Source organism: Edaphobacter bradus, from assembly GCF_025685645.1.
GTDB classification, from domain to species: domain Bacteria; phylum Acidobacteriota; class Terriglobia; order Terriglobales; family Acidobacteriaceae; genus Edaphobacter; species Edaphobacter bradus.
Genome location: NZ_JAGSYF010000003.1, coordinates 15288 through 35732, shown reverse-complemented (window position 1 = coordinate 35732; position 20445 = coordinate 15288). Strand labels below are relative to the sequence as shown.

Below are 20445 nucleotides of genomic sequence, written 5' to 3'. Positions count from 1 at the left end.
AACCTCAAACGCCTTTGTAGACCAGCAACACGAACTTCGCCGGGTTGATCAGGTATCCTCCCAACTTCGCGTCGTAAGCTGCTGTCGGCTTTGCAGCCACGACCTCCTCCAGGCTCATCCCCTTCTTCTTCATCCCGGCCACCTTTGCCCGCACCGCGGTGAGTACCTCTCTCGTCTCCATCATCTCGGCCCTTCCGCCCACGGGGCCGTGTCCGGGAATCACTACCGTCGTCGCACTCACCTGCGAAATGTTCTCCTCAAGCGCCCGTATGGTCTCGTCGAGGCTCCCGCCCGTCGAATAGTCAATAAACGGATAAACCCCGTTCCACCACGTATCACCCGCATGCAGCACGTCGGCCTCGGTAAAGTGCACCGAGATGTCGCAGTCGGTATGGGCTGGCCCGTAGTACTTCATCGCCAGCGTCATCCCGTTCAGGTGGGCCGTGTGCTCAGTGTCGAAGGTCATCGCCGGAATCGCCCCTGCCGCCGCAGGAGGAAAGGTGAAGTCCCAGTCCTCCACTCGCGTCGTCGTTGAGAGGTGCTTCTTCGTGTTGGTATGCGCGATGATGGTGGCTCCGGCTGCGTGCAGCCACTCATTCCCCTCAGTATGGTCAAAGTGCCAGTGCGTGTTGATCAGATGAGCCACCGGCCCGGGTCCGACGCTGGATAGTGCCGCCTCCAGCTTCTCGCGGTTCTCCGTCATCCCCGCGTCCACCATTACCTTGCCGTCTTTCCCGGTAAGCACCGCAATATTGCCGCCCGAGCCCATCAGAACGTTGATATTTCCGCGGATTTTCTGGACCGTAACTTCCGACTTGGCCGTCTCGCTCCGAGCGAAGGTGACGATCCCTGCCACAGAGCCGCCGATCTCAGCTAGCATAAGAGCCTCCATGCGCTTGCCAATCTCCACAGTCAGCACGACTGCGTACGAAGCAATGGCCCGTAACCGGTAGCAGAAGACACTGGCCGTAAGGGATTCCGAACAGTACAACATAAAAAGCCGTATTTATGGCAGACCAAGGCATCCACTCTTGAGACCATTTGGCAGGCTTCCATCTCGCCTTCGGCACACTTGCTGACACCGTCCTGTCAGCAAGTTACAATTCTCTTGCCACCGACCTTCTGCAAATTGCATCCAATACCGGAATGCGGTTCAGACCGCGCACATAAGAGGAAGGGGAGTCCCCAAGGTGCCACTTATCTCCGCGGTCTCTGAAGCACCCGCAGCAGCGTCCGAGGTACTCGTCGGTCACAGCGCGGCCGAAGCCGTAGCCTCCGAGGCGCGTGCCGATCTCACGGCCACGCCCAAAACTCTCCGCCCCTGGCTCTTCTACGACGAGGCCGGCTCTCATCTCTTCGAGCAGATCACCGAGCTCCCCGAGTACTACCTCACCCGCACCGAGCGCGCCATCTTTACTGCCCGCGCCGACGAGATCATCGCCGAGGCCTCGCGTCCCAGCGGCAACGATCCCGCGCCCATCCTCACCCTCATCGAGCTCGGCGCCGGAACCGCCACGAAGACTGGAATCCTCCTCCGCGCTGCCGTTCGCCGGCAGGGAAGCGTCGTCTACCAGCCTGTCGACGTCTCCATTACCGCGCTCGCTGCGGCCACGGAGAACATCCGCGCCAACATCCCCGGAGTCTCCGTCCGCTGTCAGGTCGCCGACTACACCTCGCAGCCGCTTCCTCTCAACCGTCTTCCCAACACCCGCACGCTCGCCCTTTACATCGGTTCCAGCATCGGCAACTTCTCGCCCGAGGACGCCAATGGCCTGCTGCGTAACCTGCGCGCCCAGCTTCTCCCCGGCGACAAGCTCCTCCTCGGCACCGACCTCGGCCCCGGCCCGCAGAAGACCGTCGCCAAGCTGCTGGCTGCCTACAACGACGCCGCTGGAGTCACCGCCGCCTTCAATCGCAACATCCTCGTCCGTCTCAATCGCGAGCTTGGCGCAGACTTCAACCTCGACGCCTTCACTCACCGCGCCATCTGGAACGCCGCCGAGTCCCGCATCGAGATGCACCTCGTCTCTCTCGCCGCCCAGCGCGTCCACATCCCCGCCAACTCAGCGGGCGCGGCCCTCACGCTCAACTTTGCCACCGGCGAGACCATTCACACGGAGAACAGCTGCAAATTCACCCATGCAGCAGTGGAGGAGCTTCTCGCTTCCACCGGCTTCCGCCTCACCCACACCTGGCACGACGTCGGCAACCTCTTCGCCGTCAACCTCGCCACGGCCATCTGACACTACCGCCGATACTCGCCGCTCTTCCCGCCACTCTTCCGCAGCAGGACCACTTCGCGGATGCGAATCCCTTTATCCAGCGCCTTCGTCATGTCGTACACCGTCAGCGCAGCTACTGAGGCAGCCGTCATTGCCTCCATCTCGACTCCCGTCCCGGCAACGGTCGCAGCGGTCGCCTCAATCGCAACACCACCCTCCACGACCCGCGCCTGCACATCGACAAAACTCAATGGCAGCGGATGGCACATCGGGATCAGCGCCGACGTCTGCTTCGCAGCCTGAATCCCAGCGAATCGCGCCACCTCCAGCGGATTCCCCTTTGGATTCTCCGGCAAAGCCTTCAGCACCGCCTCCGAAAGCTCCACAAACGCCGAGGCAACTGCCTCTCGCCGCGTTTCCACCTTGGCGCTCACGTCTACCATCCGCGCCTGCCCCTCCGCATCAAAGTGCGAAAGCTTCGTCATAACCACCTCATCCTTAAGCATGCCAGACCAGCATCACAGACCGCTCGACCTACTGCAGCAGAACCGAGATCATTTCACCTTTTCCGAGATTCCTGCCCTCTGCCGGAAGCACTGCATAGCAGTTCGCCCGGGCATTCGCCGCCAGGTCACCCGACCCCTGCCACCCCACCAGCTTTACCTCCGGACGCACTCGGTGCCCCGTCAGCCGCGCAGGCAGAAGCCGCGTCAGTCCAGCCTTCCCCGCGACATCCTCGCCCAAAGTCGCCTGCACAAACCGCGGCCCTTCCACCGCCGCTCCAGCCAGAGCCCGCACCATCGGCCCCACAAAGCATTGAAACGTCACCTGCGTCGAGACCGGATTCCCCGGCAGCCCAAAGAAATAGCACTCCCTCACACCGTCCCGTTCCGGCAGCCGTCCGAAGACCACGGGCTTGCCCGGCTGCATCTTCACCCCGGTAAAGAAAAACTCCGCGCCAGACTCCGCCAGAACCTCGTCCACCAGGTCGTACTTTCCCATCGACACGCCGCCGGAGAAGACCAGCAGGTCCCACATCCTGCCCTGCGCCACTCGCTCCCACAGCTCCTCACGCCGGTCCCGCGCAACCTGAAGTCTTCCGGGCCATCCACCCGCCTGCGTCACCAGCGCCGCGATCCCATAGCTGTTCGAGTTCCGGATCTGGTGCGCAGCGGGCGCCTGACCGATCTCCACCAGCTCGTCTCCCGTCGCCACAATCGCGACCTTCGGCCTCGCAAACACCTTCGGCTCGGCCCACCCGCAAGCCGCCGCCAGGGCAATCTCCGCAGCGCCTAGCTCCGTCCCTACAGGCAGCAGAACATCTCCTGCCTGCGCTTCACTGCCTTTAGGAACAATATTCTCTCCAGCGCAAATCCCGCGGCCCTCAGCCAGCCGAATCGAGCCGTCTCCACGCTCGACATGCTCCACCATCAGCACGGCATCGGCGCCCTTCGGCAACGGAGCCCCGGTCATAATCTCAATCGCCGCCCCAGCCTCGAGCAGCCCCTCCCACTGCTCCCCCGCGCGGACCAGTCCCTGAACCCGCATCGCCCTGCCCGCGCTGGCATCGGCGGCGCGCACTGCAAAGCCATCCCTCGTCGAGCGATCGAATCCAGGCTGGTCCCGGTCCGCGACCACAGGCTCCGCCAGCACCCGGCCCAGGCATTCCAGCAGCGGATGCCTCTCGACCGCATCGCTGTGACGTAGCGCAGTGGCCTCCCGCAGCACAACTGCCAGCGCTTCATCGAACTCCAAAACCTGATTCACCCAACCCTCCCGTCAAACTGCGCACAAAGCAAAAGGGCCCCAGGCTCCATCGCCCGAGGCCCTATGCGGTTGTGACCAGCCTACTTCTTCTTTCCGGCCTTGTAGCTCGACTTCACCTCGGCTCCAATGCCGTTCAGGATGCCCTTGACCTCTTCGGCGCGCGGTCCATCGGGAGCAAGCTCCAGATATTCCTGATAGGCCTCGACGCATCCCGGAGGAGCCACGATCTTCTGCGTCTTCGGGTCCACCGTCGCCTTCGGGATCAGAGACTGCGCCTTGATGTAGTAAGCGTCAGCGCGCTTCGGATCGGCGGCGATCGCCTTGTCGGCCGCTGCTCCCGCTTCATCCACCTTGCCTGCGTTGTACAGCGTGGCGGCTTCGTTGAAGTAATACATTCCTGCGTTCGCCGGCTGGGCCTTCGCAGCCTGTTCATAGGCGTCAGAGGCGTCTTTGCCGTTGCCCAGCTTCGCATAGGCCTGCCCGAGCTGGTTATAGGACACCGCAGCTGTCTCCGGGAGGGGCTTCTTCGAAGCCGCATTGGCATCCGTAGCCTTCTTGTACGAAGCGATCGCGTCGTTGTACTTCTGCGTAATCTCAGGATCGCTCGCTACCGGCTTGCCTGCTGCCTTCGCCGCCTTGGCCGCCGCATCGGCAGAGCCGAGCTGCGCATCGCCCAGCGCGACCCACAGAATCGCCTCATCCGGCTTCGCCGTCGTCGCCTGCTGCATCGACGTGATGGCCGCGTCGTAGTTGCCCGCCTTGGTATCGGCACGCGCCTGCGTCAGCATGGTGTTCAGGTTGGAGATCTTCGCGTTCGCGGCCGCCACGTCCGCATTCTTCTTCTTGTACTCCTCAAACTGCTTTCGCTCTTCGGGAGTCATCTTGTCGATGTACTCCTTTCGCGACATGTCGAAGTTCTGCACCTTGTCATCGTTGGCCGCAAGGTTCACGTTGTCGTAAAAGTCGACGCTATGGCCCTCCAGGAACACGATGATCAGGTAGTTGCCCGGTGTGATTCCCGTGCCCTTGTAGTCGCCGTTCGCGTCCAGCGCAAAGGTGTAGGGATACTTACGGTTCTTCTCTTCCGCGCTCCGGTCCTGGGTCAGCCTGACCTCGCCTTTGGTCACCGCCATCCCAACGGGGTTGGTGACGTGACCATGCACGCTCGCCGTCTGCTGCGCCCGCAGTGCCGCCGGGTATGCAACCAGAGCAACTGTTACCAGCAATGCCCCTACGCTGCTCCACTTCCATCCGATACGTTTCATCACTTCTTCTCCTGGTCTCTTTGTGGCCGCGCTGCTTTGCGCCCGTGCTGTCAGATCTCTAAACCCAGCTCCTGCAAATCGTTGGATGCTTAGCCGCTCCTGTGCGAGACAGCGGCATAGGGGATAGGGTCTTGAGCGCCGGCCTCGCGAAATGCCCTCAGCCGCAACACACAGCTCTCACACGCTCCGCAAGCCTCATCCTCGCCGGAATAGCATGACCAACTTACATGGAACGGCGCGCCCAGTTCAACTCCTAACCGCACGATCTCGCTCTTGCGCATATGGATCAGCGGCGTCACCACGCGAATATCGCCCGCCTTCGTCCCCCGACGGATCAGCTCGTTGAAGGCGTCGTAGTACGCCGGCCGGCAGTCCGGATACCCCGAACTGTCCTGCTCCACCGCTCCGATAAAGATCGTCTTTGCCCCAAGAACCTCGGCCCAGCTCACCGCTGCCGACAGAAAGTGGGCATTTCGGAACGGCACATACGTCACCGGAATCTCGCTGCCAATCGCTGCCTCCTCCGCCGGTGCCGCCGGAACCTCGATCTCCGGATCGGTCAGCGCCGACCCTCCGATGCGTCGAAACAGGTCCATCTTCAGCGGAAAAAACTCGCGCGCACCGGTCAGCCGGGCGATCTCGGTCGCCGATCTCAGCTCACGCGCCTCCGTACGCTGGCCATAGCTGAAGTGCAAGGCATACACGTCATAGTCGCGCGCTGCCAGCGCCGCGCACACGCAGGAGTCCATCCCACCCGAAAGGCACAACACGGCACGCGGCCGCGGCGGATTAGTGTTCATCGTCATCTCTCGTACCGAGCCCGTCTCCCTCTGCCTCGGCCTCCGGGCCGGCCGTGTCCTCGTCCGGCGTCTCTAGAACCTGCCGCGCGGCCTCTTCGTCCTTCTTATGAACCATCAGCCGCGCGCGAAACGCCGCCCCAAGCAGATTGTTCGCATTCTCGCCCTGCAGAAAGCACTCAAACCCGGCCGACTCCAGCACGCCCTTAGCCATCTGTGCCTCCACCGGCTCCGTGTACTTGCCGATCGACACAAAGTTCTCCGGATCGAAATCCGGAGCCATGCCTGTCTTTGTCAGATTCGTATCTGTCATCTGCGTCACTTCACTTCGTATGACTGGAGATGCGCCGTGATGGTCCCCCAGAACAGGCTCGCCCGCATCTGGACCGGGATATGGCGGGCGTCGTCCGTATACCAGACCCAGATCCTGCCGCGATTCTTCACAATACCCTCATCCGCTGTCGGCTGCACGCGGATCGTCTGAAAGACCCCGGCCGGCGTTTTGATCTCTTCCCTGGCCTCCACCTTCATCGTCACCGTCACGGTACGCATCGAGTCCGCGAGGGGAAACCGGATCTCCTGCCCGACCACCAGCGGCTGGGTTGCCGCGTAAAAGATCGCTGACATGGAATCCGTCACGCAAGCCGGGATCGAGGCCGTCTGCTCCTTCGTCGTCCCTTTCACCAGGTTCCGCTCCACCAGCGTCTGCTTCCCCTGCGCCGCATTGAAGGTCAGGTTGCTCGAGATCTTCCTGCGCCCCTCCTGCGTTTGCTTGCTGAAACCGGTGGAGCATCCTGTCTTCGTGTCCCAGGTCGACTGAAACCGATCGACTACCGGAAACAGCAGCGTCACTCCGCCCACCGAGTCTCCCGTCGCGGTAACCTTTTGCATAGCGCCCTGCTGGTCCAGCTGGAAGACGGCCAGCCCTGCCGTAAACACCCGCCAGTCAACCGTATACGTCAGTGTCTGATGGGCAGGAACCACGTAGCCTGGCTGTGGTGCCTGCAGCGTTGGGATGGTTGAGCCTCCGCCTGCCGCCAGCGCAGGCGTCTGCGCTCCGCAGGCTATCGATGCCAGCAGAACCGCAACCGAAAAGAAAGGGGCCGATTTAAGCTTCGACAGAGGCAGCTCGCAGGGTTTGGATTCGCATGGGCGGCTACCGCGAAAAGAACAGCAGGCGCGCTGCCAACGCCCCATAGATGGCGATGGCGCCCATAAAAGCATTGTACTCGCGGTGGTGCAGATATAGCTCCCGCGAAAATCTCCCCGCGGCCTCGGTCGTCGGCGCGGCCGTCAGACGGGGCAGCAGCCTCGGAACCTTTGCGGCGTATTCGTCAAACCCCGCAAAGCGTCCCCGCAGAAACTCCTCCTCCGAGCGGATCGTCGGCAGATAGATCGCAAGAAACAGCGCCGCCAGTGCCACAAAGATGATCCAGCTCCCCGCCGCCGCCGCGAACCCGAACGCAATCATCATTGACCCCAGGTACAGCGGATTGCGGGTATGGGCATACGGCCCCGTCCGCGTCAGCTCCGCATTCTTGCGCACGTACCCGGCGGCATAGCCGCGCAGCCACAGCCCCGGAACCACAAGCACCAGGCTCGCCAACATCGTATGCCACGTCGGCCGCGCCAGCCACAGAAACACCGCCGCAAAGACAAATCCAAGCGGCACGCGGATGCGCCGGGCCACACGCTGCCACCTTGTACGTTCACTCACCTGACTACCTTACCTTCTTCAGTGCGCAGCAGATCAAGTGCCGCTGCGACGACCTCGTCAACCCCGATCTCAAGCATCCCCTGTTCAGCAGTCGCATGCCGGCTGTGATCGGTCAGGCTCGAAGCGCTGCGGAGCACCCGCGACACCGTTCCATACGGCCCATTGCGCGCCGGATCGGTCGGCCCGAAGATCGCCACTACAGGACGTTGCAGCGCCGCCGCCAGATGCAAAGGCCCCGTATCGCCTGCGATCACCACCCCCGCTCTTCGAACCAGCGCGATCAATTGGGCGATCGTACAGGGCAGGGAGGTGGCCCATCCGCCGCTCGCCTCCACAACCATCCGTGCCAGCGGATCATCGGTCGAGGCCGCATTGACCAGCACCCCATATCCTGCGGCCAACTCCCTGGCTACCGCGCCATATCGCTCCGCGGGCCACTGCTTCGCTCCCCATCCCGCAGATGGAGCGACGAGCGCAAACCTCTCCCGCTCAAGTCGCTCCAGCACCTCATCGCACCACGCCTCCGCCTCGGCATCCACAGGAAGCGGCGCGGCAACAGGAGCGAGCCGCTCACCAATCGCGCCTCCCAGGACCTCACACCCCTGCTCGGTCACATGTGCGGCGCGAGTCGCAATCCGCTTCTTATAAAGCCACAGTGCCGGCCCCTCCCTCGGCTCCCTCGGCCCGGCAAACTCACGCGCCCCAGCCATCCGTCCGATCACAGACGACCGTATCGCCCCCTGCAGATCCACGCACAGGTCATACTGCTCCCCGCGCAGCTCGCGCCGCAGCCGCAAGACCTCCGCCCCCGTCTGCGCCGCCAGCGGCCTTTTCTTCCACGCTCGTGTAGGAACCATGTGAACCCGGTCGACCAGAGGCATCTCCACACTCCCCGCAGCCTCTCCGGTATGAGTCTGCAACAGCGGACTCCACACCGGCTCAATCGCCCACCCAATCTCCCACTCCGGATGCCTCTGCCGCAGCGCCGCAACCGCAGGCATCGCGTGCAGCACATCCCCCATCGCGCCGATCCTCACAATCAGCACGCGTCGCTTCTCTTCAGCGAAGTTCCTGAGTTGGTCTTCGTTCCCCAAACCGTCATTCTCTCACGCAGCGCATGGAGGTCAGCGCTTGCGGCGGTCCAGCTCGCCCACCATCGTGATCAGCTGAAACAGCGCCTCCTTCTCGTCCACCAGCTCCACAATCAGCCTCGACACAATCAGCGGCCCTACTGCCGCCAGGTGGCCGTGCATCTCCGGCGTAATCTTCACGGCGTCCTTCTCCGTCGTCACAAAGCCATTCGCCCCCAGCTGGCGGGCGCGCTCCAGCAGCCGCGTAACGTCCTCATCTCCATAGGAATGATGGTCCTCAAACGCCATCGTCTCCATCGGCTCATACCCTACCGCGCTCAGCATCTGCGTGAAGCTCTCAGGACGCGCAATCCCGCAGAAGGCAAGCGGCATCGTCGGCAGCGGCTCCCCATTCTCCTCAAGCCTTAGCCTCCGCCGGATCACCCACATTCGCGGAGCGGACTCCGGATACTCCGCGAACTCCGGCATTCCCGCGAGGACCTGCTTCAACTCCTCCGCCTCCTCCTCGCGCAGAACAATCACATCGGCTCCGCGCAGCGCCGAGAGGGGCTCGCGAAGATTCCCCGCCGGCAGCAAGTGATCGTCTACGTCCTCCTTCGTCAGCAGGACGATATCCACGTCCCGCGCCAGCCTGCGATGCTGAAATCCATCGTCAAGCAGATGCACGGCCGTCTTCGCGTCGGTTGTGTCCTTCTCGGCTAGTAGCCCCGCCTGATATCGGTCGCTGCCTGCAAACACCGGAACACCCGCCCGCTGTGCCAGCAGCACCGGCTCATCTCCCTGCCATCGCGGATCGTCGTACGGCTCAACCCGCCCCGTCAGCTTCGAGGCCCGCCTGTATCCCCGCGTCAGAATGCTCACTGCATATCCGCGCCGGCTCAGAATCCCCGCCAGCAGAATTACCAGCGGCGTCTTGCCCGCGCCTCCCGCCGAGATGCTGCCCACGCTGATCACCGGACTCGGCAGGCGGCCCTGTTTCAGCCAGCCGAGCCGCAGCATCAGCCTCTTGATCGCGAGCACACTACGATACAGCGGCGCCAGAGGCAGTAGCAGAGGCCTGCGCGCGCTCATCGGGCACTCACCACCCTCTCGTCCACCAACTCCACCAGGGCGTCCACCGTTCGCCGCGTCGCGCCGGCCTGCGTCTCGAAGACCCTCCGGCCCCGGTCTCCCAGCGTACGTGCCTCTGTTCGTTGCTGGAGCATCGAGCATAAGACCCCCGCCAGTTCTTCCGGCCCGACTATGCGGATCGCGTCGTTCGCCCGCATAGCCTCTACAATCTCCCGGAAATTCTCAAACGAAGGGCCCATCACCACCGGAATCCCGAACTGCGCCGGCTCCAGCGGATTGTGTCCGCCCGAAGCGACCAGGCTTCCTCCCACGAATGCTACCGTCGCCAGCGAATAAACCGAAGCCAGATCGCCGATGGTATCCAGCAGGAAAACACTCCCCGCAGCGATCGGCGCTGGCCTCTCACGAAGCTCCGTTGCTCGCGTCAGTGCAAACCCGGTCGCCTCCGCCAGCGCAGCCGCAACTTTGAACCGGTCGGGATGCCGCGGAGCCAGCACCATCACTGCTCCCGGCGTCGCCTTCAGAACCGCCGGCCAGGCCTCCAGAAGCATCCGCTCCTCACCCTCCAGCGTCGACCCGCACACCACCACCGGAGCCCCCATCGGCAGTTGTCCGCGCAGCAGCGCTGTCATCGCGCTCTCGCCCACCGTCCTCACGTCATACTTCAAATTTCCGCTCACCCGCACGCGCTCCGCCGGAGCCCCAATCTTCCGAAGCCGCTCAGCATTCTCCTCGCTCTGCGCCAAAAACAGGGCAACATGACCCAGCAGCGGCCGCCAAAGCGCCTTCAGCCACAGATACCGAGGCAGTGACCGGTCCGACACCCGGGCATTCACCACCGCCATCGTCACGCCTGTGCGCGCACACTCCCGCATCAGCCGCGGCCACAGCTCGCTCTCCATCAGCACGACCATCTCCGGCCGCATCACCCGCAGATACCGCCGCACGGCAAACGCAAGATCCAGCGGCATATAGAACACCGGAGAGTCCTTCAGCCGCTCACGCGCCAGCAATTGCCCCGTCTGAGTGGTAGTGGAGACCGCGATCACCCAACCCGGCAGCTTCTCCCGCAGCTCCGCAATCAACCGCGTCGCCGCCATCACCTCGCCCACCGAGACCGCATGGACCCACACTACCCGCTTGCCCGCGGCCGCGGCGCGCAGCCCCACCGGCACGCGTCCCAGCCGCCCGGCCAGTCCCGCCCTGTAGCGCCCGCTGGTCGCCATGCGCAGCAGCCAGTACGGCGCTCCCACTACGAGAACCGCCACCAGCAGCGTGCTATACACAATCATCACGAATCTTGCCCTCGCTTTACCTGGTGCGCCAGCGAAGATGATAATCAACTTGCTCATGAAGTCCCACCGGACCCCCACAATCCTGCCGAAAGTGCTCCTCTGCACCGTCTCCTTCTACGCGCTCACGGCCTCGTCCCTCGCCGCCGACAAAAAGGCCCCGCCCGCCAAACCCGCAGACCAATACCTCGCCTTCGACGCCCACCCGCAGGAGCACGTCACCATCGCTGCCGACCCCTGCACCTCGCCCTCCGACTGCAGCTTCTTCCGCGTACCCTACATCCAGCACGGCTTCATCCCCATCCGCGTCATCATTACCAACGACGGCGACACCGGCCTCTCGCTCGACGACGCACGCATCCAGTTCATCTCCGCCAACCACGATGTCATCGCCGCTGCAACGCTCGACGACATCAACCGCCGCCTCTTCTCCACCAGCAGCGCCATGGGAACCAAAGTCCCTCTCGTCCCCTGGAGGATCCACCACGCCCCCGTCGACAAAAAGATCACCAACGACGACAGCGACTTCGGCTTCCAGGGAACCACCGTCAAGGCTCACTCCACCCTCGCCGGCTACCTCTTCTACGACGTCAGCGAACTGGACGGCCTGCCCCTCAAAGGCGCGCAGCTCTACCTGAAGGAGATCCATACCCTCGAAGGCAACCAGCAGCTCTTCGCCTTCACCATCCCCTTCGAAAAGTGGCTCGCCGCCAACGCCGCCAACTTGCAGAAAGCCTCTGTCAAAAACTGATCTCCCAAGACTGACGATGCCCGAAACCCAAACCACCGCAGCCCTTACCATCCGCCCCGCCACGCCCGCCGACGTCCCCGAGATGCTCGCCTTCATCCGCGAACTCGCCGAGTACGAGCGCGAGCCTCACGCCGTCCTCGCCACCGAGGCCGACCTTCTCCGCGACGGCTTCGGCCCGCGCCCCGTCTTCTCCTGCCTCATCGCCGAGTGGACCGAAGCCGGTGTCGCCCAGCCCGCAGGCTTCGCACTCTACATCCCCTTCTACTCCACCTGGCGCGGCAACGCCGGCATCCACCTCGAAGACCTCTTCGTCCGGCCGCAGTTCCGGCGCAAGGGCATCGCCAACGCCCTCTTCGCCCGCCTCGCCGCCATTGCGCTCGAGCGCGGCGACCGCCTCCAGTGGCACGTCCTCGACTGGAACCGGATGGCCATCGACTTCTACAAAGAGATGGGAGCCCACATGCTCCACGAGTGGCGCATCATGCGCGTAGACGGCGAATCCCTCAAAGCCCTCGCCGAGAAGTCCCACTCCTGATCGCCACAATCTGCCTTCCAACAAAGGCAGATTGAGAGTTGCCTTAGTCCTCGGTTACGATCTGAAGTGGAAAAGGAGAATGTTGAAATGAGCTCGTCGAGTGAATCGTTGTGGATCGATCGGTGGTGGCCGCTACTGGTGATCCTGTATGGTGTGATCTTCGTCTCAATCCTGGTGTCGTTTGCGCCAACTACCTGAAGAATCTGAACACTGGTTTGAGCGAGGCACGGCGAAAGCCGTGCCTTTTCTATTTGTGGCGGGAGGTCAGGGTGCGCGGGTGCCCCACCCTTGTCGCGGTTTCATCGCGACAAGGGTGGGATGAATCCAGTCCTCCCAGCCAGCTCTTGTTCTTGCTTTTGCCGGGAGCCCACGTCTCGCTTTTTGAAACGTGGATGGGATGCTTGAACAGCCAAAGGTCTCCGAATCAGCCGATTTGCTCCGTTGTCTCCAGGGTAGGTCCGGGCTTCAGCCCGGACCTACGAGCGCACACCAAAACCAACTTCCTATCTGCCGAAGGCCGGAGTGGAGGCGTAGCCGGAACGAGTGATCTACTGATCTATCGCCGTTTTTTGTCTTTGTTCTTGGCTTTGCCGTCGCCTGTTTTATCCAATCTCTTGACGCCCCCGATATAATAAAAAGAGGGGGCAAGACCAAAATCCAGGCAAACCCGCTGCGCCAAGTCGCAGCTAAGTCCCTTGCTTGGAATACTTTGCAGCCTGTCCCCTTTAGAGTCAAGACTTTGCGGTATAAGTCCAAAGCTAAGTCCAATGATTCGAAGACTTTGACGCAAAACAGCAGGGGAGGGGAGAACACATTGGCGGCGAAGAAGATAAAAGTCATCGGAGGCGGATTAGCCGGCCCCGAAGCCGCTCTTCAAGCGGCCGAGGCAGGCTGCGAAGTCACCCTCTACGAGATGCGCCCGCATCGCTCCACCGAGGCCCACCAGACCTCCGACTTCGCCGAGCTCGTCTGCTCCAACTCCCTCAAGTCTGAGTCTGAAAACTCCGCCCCCTGGCTCCTCAAGCAGGAGATGCGCCGAGCCCACTCCTTCCTCCTCGCCGCAGCCGACGCCTCCGCCGTCCCCGCCGGCCACGCACTCGCCGTCGACCGGACCGAATTTTCCGCCAAAGTAGCAGCCCTCATCGACCAGCACCCCCGCATCACCGTAGTCCGCGAAGAGATCACCCGCCTCGACGAGAACGCCGCCGACACCATCACCATCCTCGCCTCCGGCCCGCTCACCTCGCCCGCGCTCACCTCAGAACTCCAGCGCCTCACCGGCTCCGACCACCTCGCCTTCTACGACTCCATCTCTCCCATCGTCGACGCCAGCACCATCGACATGGACAAGGTCTACTTCGCCGCCCGCTGGGACAAAGGCACCGCCGACTACATCAACTGCCCCTTCACCAAAGAGGAGTACGACCGCTTCATCGAAGCTCTCGCCACCGCCGAAGCCGTCCCAGCAAAAGAGTGGGAACAAATCCCAAATCAACCAAGCAACAACCAACAACTAACAACCAGCAACCAACAACTGAAGTACTTCGAAGGCTGTCTCCCCATCGAAGAGATCGCCCGCCGCGGCCGTGATACCCTCCGCTTCGGCCCCATGAAACCCGCCGGCCTCACCAGCCCGAAGACCGGCAGGTGGCCCTACGCCGTCGTCCAGCTCCGCCAGGAGAATCTCCGCGCCGACTCCTACAACCTCGTCGGCTTCCAGAACCACCTCAAGTACGGCGAGCAGGCCCGCGTCCTCCGCCTCATCCCCGGCCTCGAAAACGCAAAGTTCCTCCGCTACGGCCAGATCCACCGCAACACCTACATCAACGCCCCCGCGGTCCTCACCGAAACCCTCCAACTCAAGCAGCACCCCAATATCCTCATCGCCGGCCAGCTCAGCGGAGTCGAAGGCTACACCGAATCCATCGCCTCCGGCCTACTCGCCGGACGCTACGCCGCCGCCCTCGCCCAGGGCAGCACCCCCACCCCCGCCCCCCGCATCGCGGCGAACGGCTCGCTCACCCACTACATCACCCACGCAGCTGGCGTGGAGAAGGCCAAACGCTTCGACCCGGCCAACATCACCTTCGACCTCCTTCCCCCGCTCGAGGAAGATCTCCGCAAGAAGATCCGCGACAAAAAAGAACGCCACCGCATCCAGTGCGAACGCGCCCTCGTAGCATGGGACAGTTGGCTCGCTGTGGAAAAACAGCAAATCATTGAATAATGATGTTTACGAAAAAAGAGGGGAGGGGGAGGGTACCCTACTCCGCCCTCTTCTTATTCCGGGCCCGAACCTTGAACCAGATCGGCGAGCCGATGAAACCGAACGCCTCCCGAATCTGGTTTTCCAAAAATCGCTCGAAGCTGAAGTGCAGCTTCACGTCCTTGTCCGTGAACAGCACAAATGTCGGCGGAGCCACAGCAGCCTGCGTCATGTAATAAATCTTGACCCGCTTCGACATCGGCACGGAAGCCTTCTGGAAGTCGACGCGCTCGAGAAACCGGTTCATCTGCCCCGTTGAAACGCGCTTGCGCCGCTCGCGGGCCACAAGCTCCACCTTCTTGAAGACCTGCTCGATGCCTTGCCCCTCCGCCGCCGAGATAAACAACAGCGGAGCATAACTCAGATACTTGAGGGCATCGCGAACCTGGCCCTCATAAACCTTCTTGTCCGCAGGAGCCTTGCCATCGTTCCGATTCGTCGTCACGGCATCCCACTTGTTGACGACAATCACAACGCTGCGCCCGCTCTCATGCGCATAACCGCCGATGTTGGCATCGAGCGCCGTCACACCCTCGGTCGCGTCGATCACCAGCAGACTCACGTCCGCTGCCTCAAGGTGCTTGCGAGCCATCACCACCGAGAGCTTCTCGGCCATCAGCTTCGTCTTGCCCTTGCGGCGGATTCCCGCCGTATCGACGAACCGGAATCTGTGTCCGCCGCGCTCGACAACCTCATCCACTGCATCGCGCGTCGTGCCCGCAATCGGCGACACGATCGCGCGCTGCGTTCCCGTGAACGCATTCAGGAGCGTTGACTTGCCCACATTCGGCCGCCCGATGATAGCAATCTTCGTCTCGATCTGCTCGAACTCGCCGTGCGATCTCAGACGCCGCACCGGAGCCTGAGGGCCACCCTCGTCCTCGGCGATCTCATCCTCCGTGGTCAGCATCACCTCGGTCGGCTCCTCGGCGACCGTTTCAGGAGGCAGCGCTGCGAAGACCTCATCGAGCAGGTCGCCGACGCCCGTGCCATGCTCCGCCGAGACCGGCAGGACGTGCCGGAAACCCAGCCGCCGAAAGTTCTCCGCGCCTGCGAGCAGCTCCGCCGCGTCCATTTTGTTCACGGCAAGAAATACCGGCTTGCCACCGCGAAGCAGCAGCCGCGCCAGCTCCATATCGGGCGAAGCCAGCTCCGTGCGCCCGTCGACGACCATCACGATGACGTCGGCCTCATCGAGCGCCACCTGCGCCTGCCGGAAGATCTCGCTCGGAATCAACGCTTCGTCATCCGGAATCACGCCGCCAGTATCGACAAGCCGAACGTCGCGTCCGGCCCACTCGATCTCACCGTAGATGCGGTCGCGAGTAATGCCCGGCTCGTCGCCGACGATCGAGCGTCGCGAACCAGTCAGTCGGTTGAACAGTGTCGATTTGCCCACGTTCGGCCGCCCGCAGATTGCAATCAGCGGCATCTCGTCGCGCGAGCTATCGGTCGCAACCGAAAGCTGCGAGGCAGCAAGCTCAACCTCGCGCCAGTCCTCGCCACCGCTCGCGAGGCTCGCCCGTGATGGCCGCGAAGGTTCATCGGCCCGCAGCGTCTTACGAGCCTCGTACTCGGGCGAGCGCTTTGGCAGCCGCTTCGCCTTCTCGGCCTCTGCCTTCTTCGCGGCCAGCAGCTTGCGCTTGCGCGGGTCAACAGCTCCCGTTGTGGGAGCGACCTTGGGCGCTCGGCCCTTCTTAGGCCGTGTGCTTGCCTGCCGGTGTTTCTTGCCGAGCCGTTTTTTATCGTTCTTTGCCACCGAAAGGTCCAGCTTTCTCCCTGCGCACGCTTGGCGGCAAGGTTATTCCAAAATCGCCACTTAGCAAAAGCGACTGCAACCCTGTCTATTATAGAAACGAGAGAGCTTTGCCACTTCTTCGCCTTGTCCTCAACTACTCCAATCTCGATTCTTCCGGCCGCGCCGCTTGAACCAGGAGCGCGCCTTCCGTCGCTGCACGACTTCTTCGCGCAGGGCGGAATCCTCTCGCGCTCGTCCCTGTCGTTTGAGTATCGCCGCGGCCAGTACGACATGGCGCGAGCCATCGAGAAGGCCTTCGAGGAGAAGCGTCACCTCATCGTCGAAGCCGGAACCGGGACCGGCAAAACGCTCGCCTATCTGCTGCCCGCGCTGCGCCTCGCACGCGAGCGACAGCAGCGGGTCATCATCTCAACCGGAACGAAGAACTTACAGGAACAACTCTACTTCAAGGACGTTCCGTTTCTGGAATCGCTGCTCGGGCCGCTCAAGGTCTGCTACATGAAGGGCCGCGGCAACTACCTCTGCCGCCACAAGCTCTACGCGCTGCGCGACAACCCGATTTTGAGTGGCTTGGAAGAGATCGACCAGTTCCACCACATCGCAGCGTGGGAGCGCACAACCGAGACCGGGGACCGCGCCGAGATCGACGCCCTGCCCGAGACCTCCGCACTCTGGCACAAGCTCGACGCGCGCACCGAAGCCTGTCTCGGCCAGAGCTGCCCCGACTGGGAACGCTGCTTCATCACTGCCATGCGCCGCAAGGCGCTTGAGTCAGACATCGTCATCGTCAACCATCACCTCTTCTTCGCCGACCTCGGCATCAAGCAGCAGGCGGCGAACGCTCCCGACGCGGGCATTCTTCCCGAAGCCGGCGCGGTGATCTTCGACGAGGCGCACGAACTCGAGGAGGTCGCCTCCAACTACTTCGGCATCGGCCTCAGCACGCAGCGCTTCGACGAACTCACGCGCGACGTCGAGATGATGCTGAAGGCGAAGCAGGCCTCCACGGCAGCCATCGAGAGCGCCTGCGGCACACTGCACAACCGCGCGCGCCTCTTCTTCTCCGCGCTGCCCACGGAGCCGAACCAGACCGTGGGACGCATGCCGTTCGAGCATCGTGAGGAGTTCCTCGAAGAGAGCGGAGATATGTACACGGCGACGCTGAACGCGCTTACACGCCTCGAAGGAGAACTGGAGCGTGTCAAGAACGTCGACGAGGCGCCTGGACTGCGCAAGCGGGCCGCCGACATCCGCGCGCATCTCGCGTTCCTGCTCGAATCGAGCGACCGCAACACCGTCTTCTGGATCGAGCGCCGCGCTGTTGGAGGAGTCCGCAACCTTGCGCGTGGGCATGCAAACGCCGCCTTCAACACGCACCTGCAGGCCACGCCAATCGACGTCTCGGAGCTGCTCGAAACGTCGCTGTTCAACATCTATCCCAGCGTCATCCTTACGTCAGCGACGCTGACCGTCTCCGGCGGATTCGAGCACGTCCGCAAGCGCCTCGGTCTCACGACAGCGCGGGAATTAGTCGTGCCGTCGCACTTCAACTACGAGAAGCAGGCGCTGCTCTACCTTCCGCCGAACATGCCCGATCCGCGCGATGCGGAGTTCACCGCGAAGGCTGCGGAGCGAATACGCCGTGTGCTCGAACTTAGCAGAGGACGCGCCTTCTGCCTCTTCACCAGTTACAACCAGATGCGAGAGATCTACGAACGCATGCTGGCCGAGTTGCCCTATCCGTTGCTGCTTCATGGCACTGCCCCGCGCCATGTGCTCATTGAGCAGTTCCGCAACACTCCCAACGCCGTCCTCTTCGGCACTTCGAGCTTCTGGCAGGGAGTCGATGTGCAGGGCGAGCAGTTGAGCTGCGTCATCATCGATCGCCTGCCCTTCGCCGTCCCAACCGATCCGGTGGTCAAAGCGCGTATGCATGCCATTGAGGAGAACGGAGGAAAGCCGTTCTTCGACTACCAGATTCCCAGCGCCGTCATCACGCTGAAGCAGGGATTCGGCCGTCTGATTCGCTCGCTGCACGATCGCGGCGTGCTCATGCTGCTCGATCCGCGCATTCAGCGGCAGCGCTACGGCCGCATCTTCTTTGAGAGTCTTCCACCGTACCGGCTCACGCAGGAGATCACAGACGTGGAGAACTTCTTCCATCCCAAGACGTAACTTGTTGATCGGCTAGGATGGACAGCGGAGAACTTTGACCATCTGGACCCGCCGTTCCTTCGTCTCTGCCACAGCCGCCACCCTCGCCGCAACGAAGCTTCCGGCGCAAAGCAGCTCAGATCAACTTGTCTACGTCGGCTCTACGGAGAGCGCCGAGGGAGCCGGGATTCGCGTCGCGCATTGGAACGAGACAGCTGGAACGCTGTCCGCAAATGCATCCTGCATTCTCTTTGCCTGAGAAAGCTCAGGGCAAGGGAGGTTGCGCGCCCATAGAATAGATTCAGCATCATGGGACGCAACCTCTACATTCTTGCCGGGACGCTGTTTGTCTTCTCGCTCATCTCGTGCGCACTGGCGTATACGAACATCGCACAGCAGCCAGGTTCGCCTGGCGACGTGAGCCTCTGGCGCACGACCGGGCTTGCGCTGTTTGTGTTGGCGCTGGTCGTTGCGCTCGCGGGCGTTCTGTCCTCACTGTTTGAGCAGGCGGAACGGCGCGCGGAAGAGGCCCGTCGCGAGAGGCGCAAACGCTGACGTCTGGGCAAAACCGGTACAATAAAAGAGGCCGCTGCGAGTCGCGCCCTCCTAACCACAATTCCTCCAGCGCGGCCGGTTGAAGGGAACGAAGAGTCATGTTTGAAGTTACTGTAGAAGCCGGATTCTCCTCCGGCCACTACCTGCGCAATTACCGAGGCAAGTGCGAGAATCCGCACGGCCACAATTACAAGGTCTTTGTCACACTGGTGGGCAAAGAGCTTGATGAGGCTGGACTTCTGCTCGACTTCAAGCTGCTGAAGCAGGTGATGCGCCCTTTGGTGGATCGTCTGGATCACCAGATGATCAATGATCTTGAGCCCTTTACGACGGTGAATCCTTCGGCTGAGAATCTGGCGCGCTACTTCTACCAGGAGACCGCGAAGCAGCTCGACGAAATGACCGCAGGCCGCGTGAAGATCAAAGACTGCACGCTTTACGAGACCGACACGAGCTTCGCGCGGTACTACGAGTAGCAACCTTCCTATGTATCTCATTGAGCTTTACAAGTCCGTTCAGGGCGAGTCTTCCTTCGCCGGTCTGCCGTGCATCTTTGTGCGTCTTGCCGGCTGCAACCTCCGCTGCTCGTGGTGCGACTCCGAGTACACCTTTACGGGCGGCAAGCCGTTTACCGAGGACGAGATCGTTGCTCAGATCGAAGCGCTTGCGCCTTGCAGACTCGTCGAGTTCACGGGCGGCGAGCCGATGCTGCAGGCACGCGAGCTGCTCCCGTTGATGGAGCGGCTGCTTGCGCAAGGCTTTACGCTGATGATCGAGACCTCCGGAGAGCGGCCTCTCGCTGAGGTTCCGAAGGCTGTGCATAAGATCGTCGATGTGAAGTGTCCGGGCGCTGGCTCGGCGGCGAACAGCTTCCGGATGGAGAACCTTGACGCGCTGACGCCGAATGACGAGGTGAAGTTCGTCATCAGCGATCGCGCGGATTATGAGTTCACGCGCGAGTTCATCAGAGCACACTCGCTTGAGCTGAAGGCAGGGCAGATCCTGCTCTCTCCGGCGTTCCAGAAGATACCGAGCCCGCAGCGGACGGCGGACAATATGGCGCTTGATCCGCGGAAGCTGGTGGAGTGGATGCTGGAGGATGGATTGCCGGCACGGCTGTCGCTGCAGATCCACAAGTTCATCTGGGAGCCGCAGAAGAAGGGCGTCTAATCGCGCAGTTTCTGTAGTTTGACTCCAAAGACA

General features: G+C 62.4%; 21 protein-coding genes. 9 read left to right on the top strand and 12 right to left on the bottom strand.

Annotated features, from left to right (window positions below; translation table 11 throughout):
- Positions 1 to 4: 4 nt before the first annotated feature.
- Positions 5 to 880, bottom strand: a complete 876-nt coding sequence (locus OHL16_RS12490) for an MBL fold metallo-hydrolase (RefSeq protein ID WP_263367493.1) — start codon at positions 878 to 880, stop codon at positions 5 to 7.
- Positions 881 to 1190: 310 nt separating this feature from the next.
- On the opposite strand from OHL16_RS12490, the gene egtD reads away from it, so the two are divergent.
- Entirely contained in the window at positions 1191 to 2243 is a 1053-nt protein-coding gene (egtD, locus tag OHL16_RS12485; protein WP_263367492.1) for an L-histidine N(alpha)-methyltransferase, read from the top strand.
- Between the two features lie 2 nt (positions 2244 to 2245).
- Here egtD and moaC read toward each other — a convergent pair whose 3' ends face one another.
- The 10 genes from moaC to OHL16_RS12435 form a co-directional block, all read right to left on the bottom strand.
- A complete protein-coding gene (moaC, locus tag OHL16_RS12480) occupies positions 2246 to 2707 on the bottom strand; it encodes a cyclic pyranopterin monophosphate synthase MoaC (RefSeq protein WP_263367490.1) in 462 nt (153 codons plus the stop codon).
- 49 nt (positions 2708 to 2756) lie between these two features.
- Entirely contained in the window at positions 2757 to 3989 is a 1233-nt protein-coding gene (locus OHL16_RS12475; protein ID WP_263367489.1) for a molybdopterin molybdotransferase MoeA, read from the bottom strand.
- A gap of 80 nt (positions 3990 to 4069) precedes the next feature.
- Positions 4070 to 5254, bottom strand: coding sequence for a tetratricopeptide repeat protein (locus OHL16_RS12470; protein WP_263367488.1), 1185 nt, complete (start codon positions 5252 to 5254; stop codon positions 4070 to 4072).
- 89 nt (positions 5255 to 5343) lie between these two features.
- On the bottom strand, positions 5344 to 6060 hold the full coding sequence (queC, locus tag OHL16_RS12465) for a 7-cyano-7-deazaguanine synthase QueC (RefSeq protein WP_263367487.1): 717 nt from the start codon (positions 6058 to 6060) through the stop codon (positions 5344 to 5346).
- Complete coding sequence (locus OHL16_RS12460; RefSeq protein ID WP_263367486.1) at positions 6044 to 6364, bottom strand: putative signal transducing protein; 321 nt, start codon at positions 6362 to 6364, stop codon at positions 6044 to 6046. Before OHL16_RS12460 ends, queC begins: the two co-directional genes overlap by 17 nt.
- A 5-nt stretch (positions 6365 to 6369) precedes the next feature.
- Positions 6370 to 7248 carry a DUF3108 domain-containing protein gene (locus OHL16_RS12455; protein ID WP_263367485.1) on the bottom strand — a complete coding sequence of 293 codons (879 nt, stop codon included), beginning with the start codon at positions 7246 to 7248 and terminating at the stop codon, positions 6370 to 6372.
- Positions 7208 to 7768: a methyltransferase family protein gene (locus OHL16_RS12450; RefSeq protein WP_263367484.1), complete on the bottom strand. Its 561-nt coding sequence runs from the start codon at positions 7766 to 7768 to the stop codon at positions 7208 to 7210. The genes OHL16_RS12455 and OHL16_RS12450 overlap by 41 nt, the downstream gene beginning before the upstream one ends.
- Positions 7765 to 8862, bottom strand: coding sequence for a glycosyltransferase family 9 protein (locus tag OHL16_RS12445; protein WP_263367483.1), 1098 nt, complete (start codon positions 8860 to 8862; stop codon positions 7765 to 7767). The genes OHL16_RS12450 and OHL16_RS12445 overlap by 4 nt, the downstream gene beginning before the upstream one ends.
- 30 nt (positions 8863 to 8892) lie before the next feature.
- Positions 8893 to 9930, bottom strand: coding sequence for a tetraacyldisaccharide 4'-kinase (gene lpxK, locus OHL16_RS12440; protein WP_263367482.1), 1038 nt, complete (start codon positions 9928 to 9930; stop codon positions 8893 to 8895).
- Complete coding sequence (locus tag OHL16_RS12435; protein WP_263367481.1) at positions 9927 to 11282, bottom strand: 3-deoxy-D-manno-octulosonic acid transferase; 1356 nt, start codon at positions 11280 to 11282, stop codon at positions 9927 to 9929. The genes lpxK and OHL16_RS12435 overlap by 4 nt, the downstream gene beginning before the upstream one ends.
- On the opposite strand from OHL16_RS12435, the gene OHL16_RS12430 reads away from it, so the two are divergent.
- The 3 genes from OHL16_RS12430 (at position 11281) to trmFO (ending at position 14735) form a co-directional block, all read left to right on the top strand.
- Positions 11281 to 11973 carry a hypothetical protein gene (locus OHL16_RS12430; protein ID WP_263367480.1) on the top strand — a complete coding sequence of 231 codons (693 nt, stop codon included), beginning with the start codon at positions 11281 to 11283 and terminating at the stop codon, positions 11971 to 11973. The two genes, OHL16_RS12435 and OHL16_RS12430, sit on opposite strands and share 2 nt — an antisense overlap.
- Positions 11974 to 11989: 16 nt before the next feature.
- Positions 11990 to 12508 (top strand): GNAT family N-acetyltransferase, encoded by a 519-nt coding sequence (locus tag OHL16_RS12425; protein WP_263367479.1) that lies wholly within the window; start codon positions 11990 to 11992, stop codon positions 12506 to 12508.
- A gap of 814 nt (positions 12509 to 13322) precedes the next feature.
- Entirely contained in the window at positions 13323 to 14735 is a 1413-nt protein-coding gene (trmFO, locus tag OHL16_RS12420; RefSeq protein ID WP_263367478.1) for a methylenetetrahydrofolate--tRNA-(uracil(54)-C(5))-methyltransferase (FADH(2)-oxidizing) TrmFO, read from the top strand.
- Positions 14736 to 14772: 37 nt separating this feature from the next.
- Here trmFO and der read toward each other — a convergent pair whose 3' ends face one another.
- Positions 14773 to 16533, bottom strand: a complete 1761-nt coding sequence (gene der / locus OHL16_RS12415; RefSeq protein ID WP_396127195.1) for a ribosome biogenesis GTPase Der — start codon at positions 16531 to 16533, stop codon at positions 14773 to 14775.
- Between the two features lie 123 nt (positions 16534 to 16656).
- On the opposite strand from der, the gene OHL16_RS12410 reads away from it, so the two are divergent.
- The 5 genes from OHL16_RS12410 (at position 16657) to OHL16_RS12390 (ending at position 20412) form a co-directional block, all read left to right on the top strand.
- On the top strand, positions 16657 to 18708 hold the full coding sequence (locus tag OHL16_RS12410; protein WP_263367477.1) for an ATP-dependent DNA helicase: 2052 nt from the start codon (positions 16657 to 16659) through the stop codon (positions 18706 to 18708).
- A 34-nt stretch (positions 18709 to 18742) separates the two neighbouring features.
- The gene (locus tag OHL16_RS12405; protein WP_263367476.1) at positions 18743 to 18946 is read left to right on the top strand and encodes a hypothetical protein; all 204 of its coding nucleotides are present in this window, start codon (positions 18743 to 18745) and stop codon (positions 18944 to 18946) included.
- 50 nt (positions 18947 to 18996) lie between these two features.
- On the top strand, positions 18997 to 19242 hold the full coding sequence (locus tag OHL16_RS12400) for a hypothetical protein (RefSeq protein ID WP_263367475.1): 246 nt from the start codon (positions 18997 to 18999) through the stop codon (positions 19240 to 19242).
- Between the two features lie 98 nt (positions 19243 to 19340).
- Entirely contained in the window at positions 19341 to 19718 is a 378-nt protein-coding gene (queD, locus tag OHL16_RS12395; RefSeq protein ID WP_263367474.1) for a 6-carboxytetrahydropterin synthase QueD, read from the top strand.
- Between the two features lie 10 nt (positions 19719 to 19728).
- The gene (locus tag OHL16_RS12390) at positions 19729 to 20412 is read left to right on the top strand and encodes a 7-carboxy-7-deazaguanine synthase QueE (protein WP_263367473.1); all 684 of its coding nucleotides are present in this window, start codon (positions 19729 to 19731) and stop codon (positions 20410 to 20412) included.
- Positions 20413 to 20445 lie beyond the last annotated feature (33 nt).

Bases quoted from the DNA above. Each gene is read 5' to 3' on its own strand.
- OHL16_RS12460 (WP_263367486.1), bottom strand. From the start codon at position 6,364: ATGACAGATACGAATCTGACAAAGACAGGCATGGCTCCGGATTTCGAT.
- OHL16_RS12470 (WP_263367488.1), bottom strand. From the start codon at position 5,254: ATGAAACGTATCGGATGGAAGTGGAGCAGCGTAGGGGCATTGCTGGTA.
- OHL16_RS12425 (WP_263367479.1), top strand. From the start codon at position 11,990: ATGCCCGAAACCCAAACCACCGCAGCCCTTACCATCCGCCCCGCCACG.
- lpxK (WP_263367482.1), bottom strand. From the start codon at position 9,930: ATGAGCGCGCGCAGGCCTCTGCTACTGCCTCTGGCGCCGCTGTATCGT.
- OHL16_RS12430 (WP_263367480.1), top strand. From the start codon at position 11,281: ATGAAGTCCCACCGGACCCCCACAATCCTGCCGAAAGTGCTCCTCTGC.
- queD (WP_263367474.1), top strand. From the start codon at position 19,341: ATGTTTGAAGTTACTGTAGAAGCCGGATTCTCCTCCGGCCACTACCTG.
- OHL16_RS12390 (WP_263367473.1), top strand. From the start codon at position 19,729: ATGTATCTCATTGAGCTTTACAAGTCCGTTCAGGGCGAGTCTTCCTTC.
- OHL16_RS12400 (WP_263367475.1), top strand. From the start codon at position 18,997: ATGGGACGCAACCTCTACATTCTTGCCGGGACGCTGTTTGTCTTCTCG.
- queC (WP_263367487.1), bottom strand. From the start codon at position 6,060: ATGACGATGAACACTAATCCGCCGCGGCCGCGTGCCGTGTTGTGCCTT.
- OHL16_RS12435 (WP_263367481.1), bottom strand. From the start codon at position 11,282: ATGAGCAAGTTGATTATCATCTTCGCTGGCGCACCAGGTAAAGCGAGG.
- OHL16_RS12490 (WP_263367493.1), bottom strand. From the start codon at position 880: ATGCTAGCTGAGATCGGCGGCTCTGTGGCAGGGATCGTCACCTTCGCT.
- OHL16_RS12455 (WP_263367485.1), bottom strand. From the start codon at position 7,248: ATGGGGCGTTGGCAGCGCGCCTGCTGTTCTTTTCGCGGTAGCCGCCCA.
- moaC (WP_263367490.1), bottom strand. From the start codon at position 2,707: ATGACGAAGCTTTCGCACTTTGATGCGGAGGGGCAGGCGCGGATGGTA.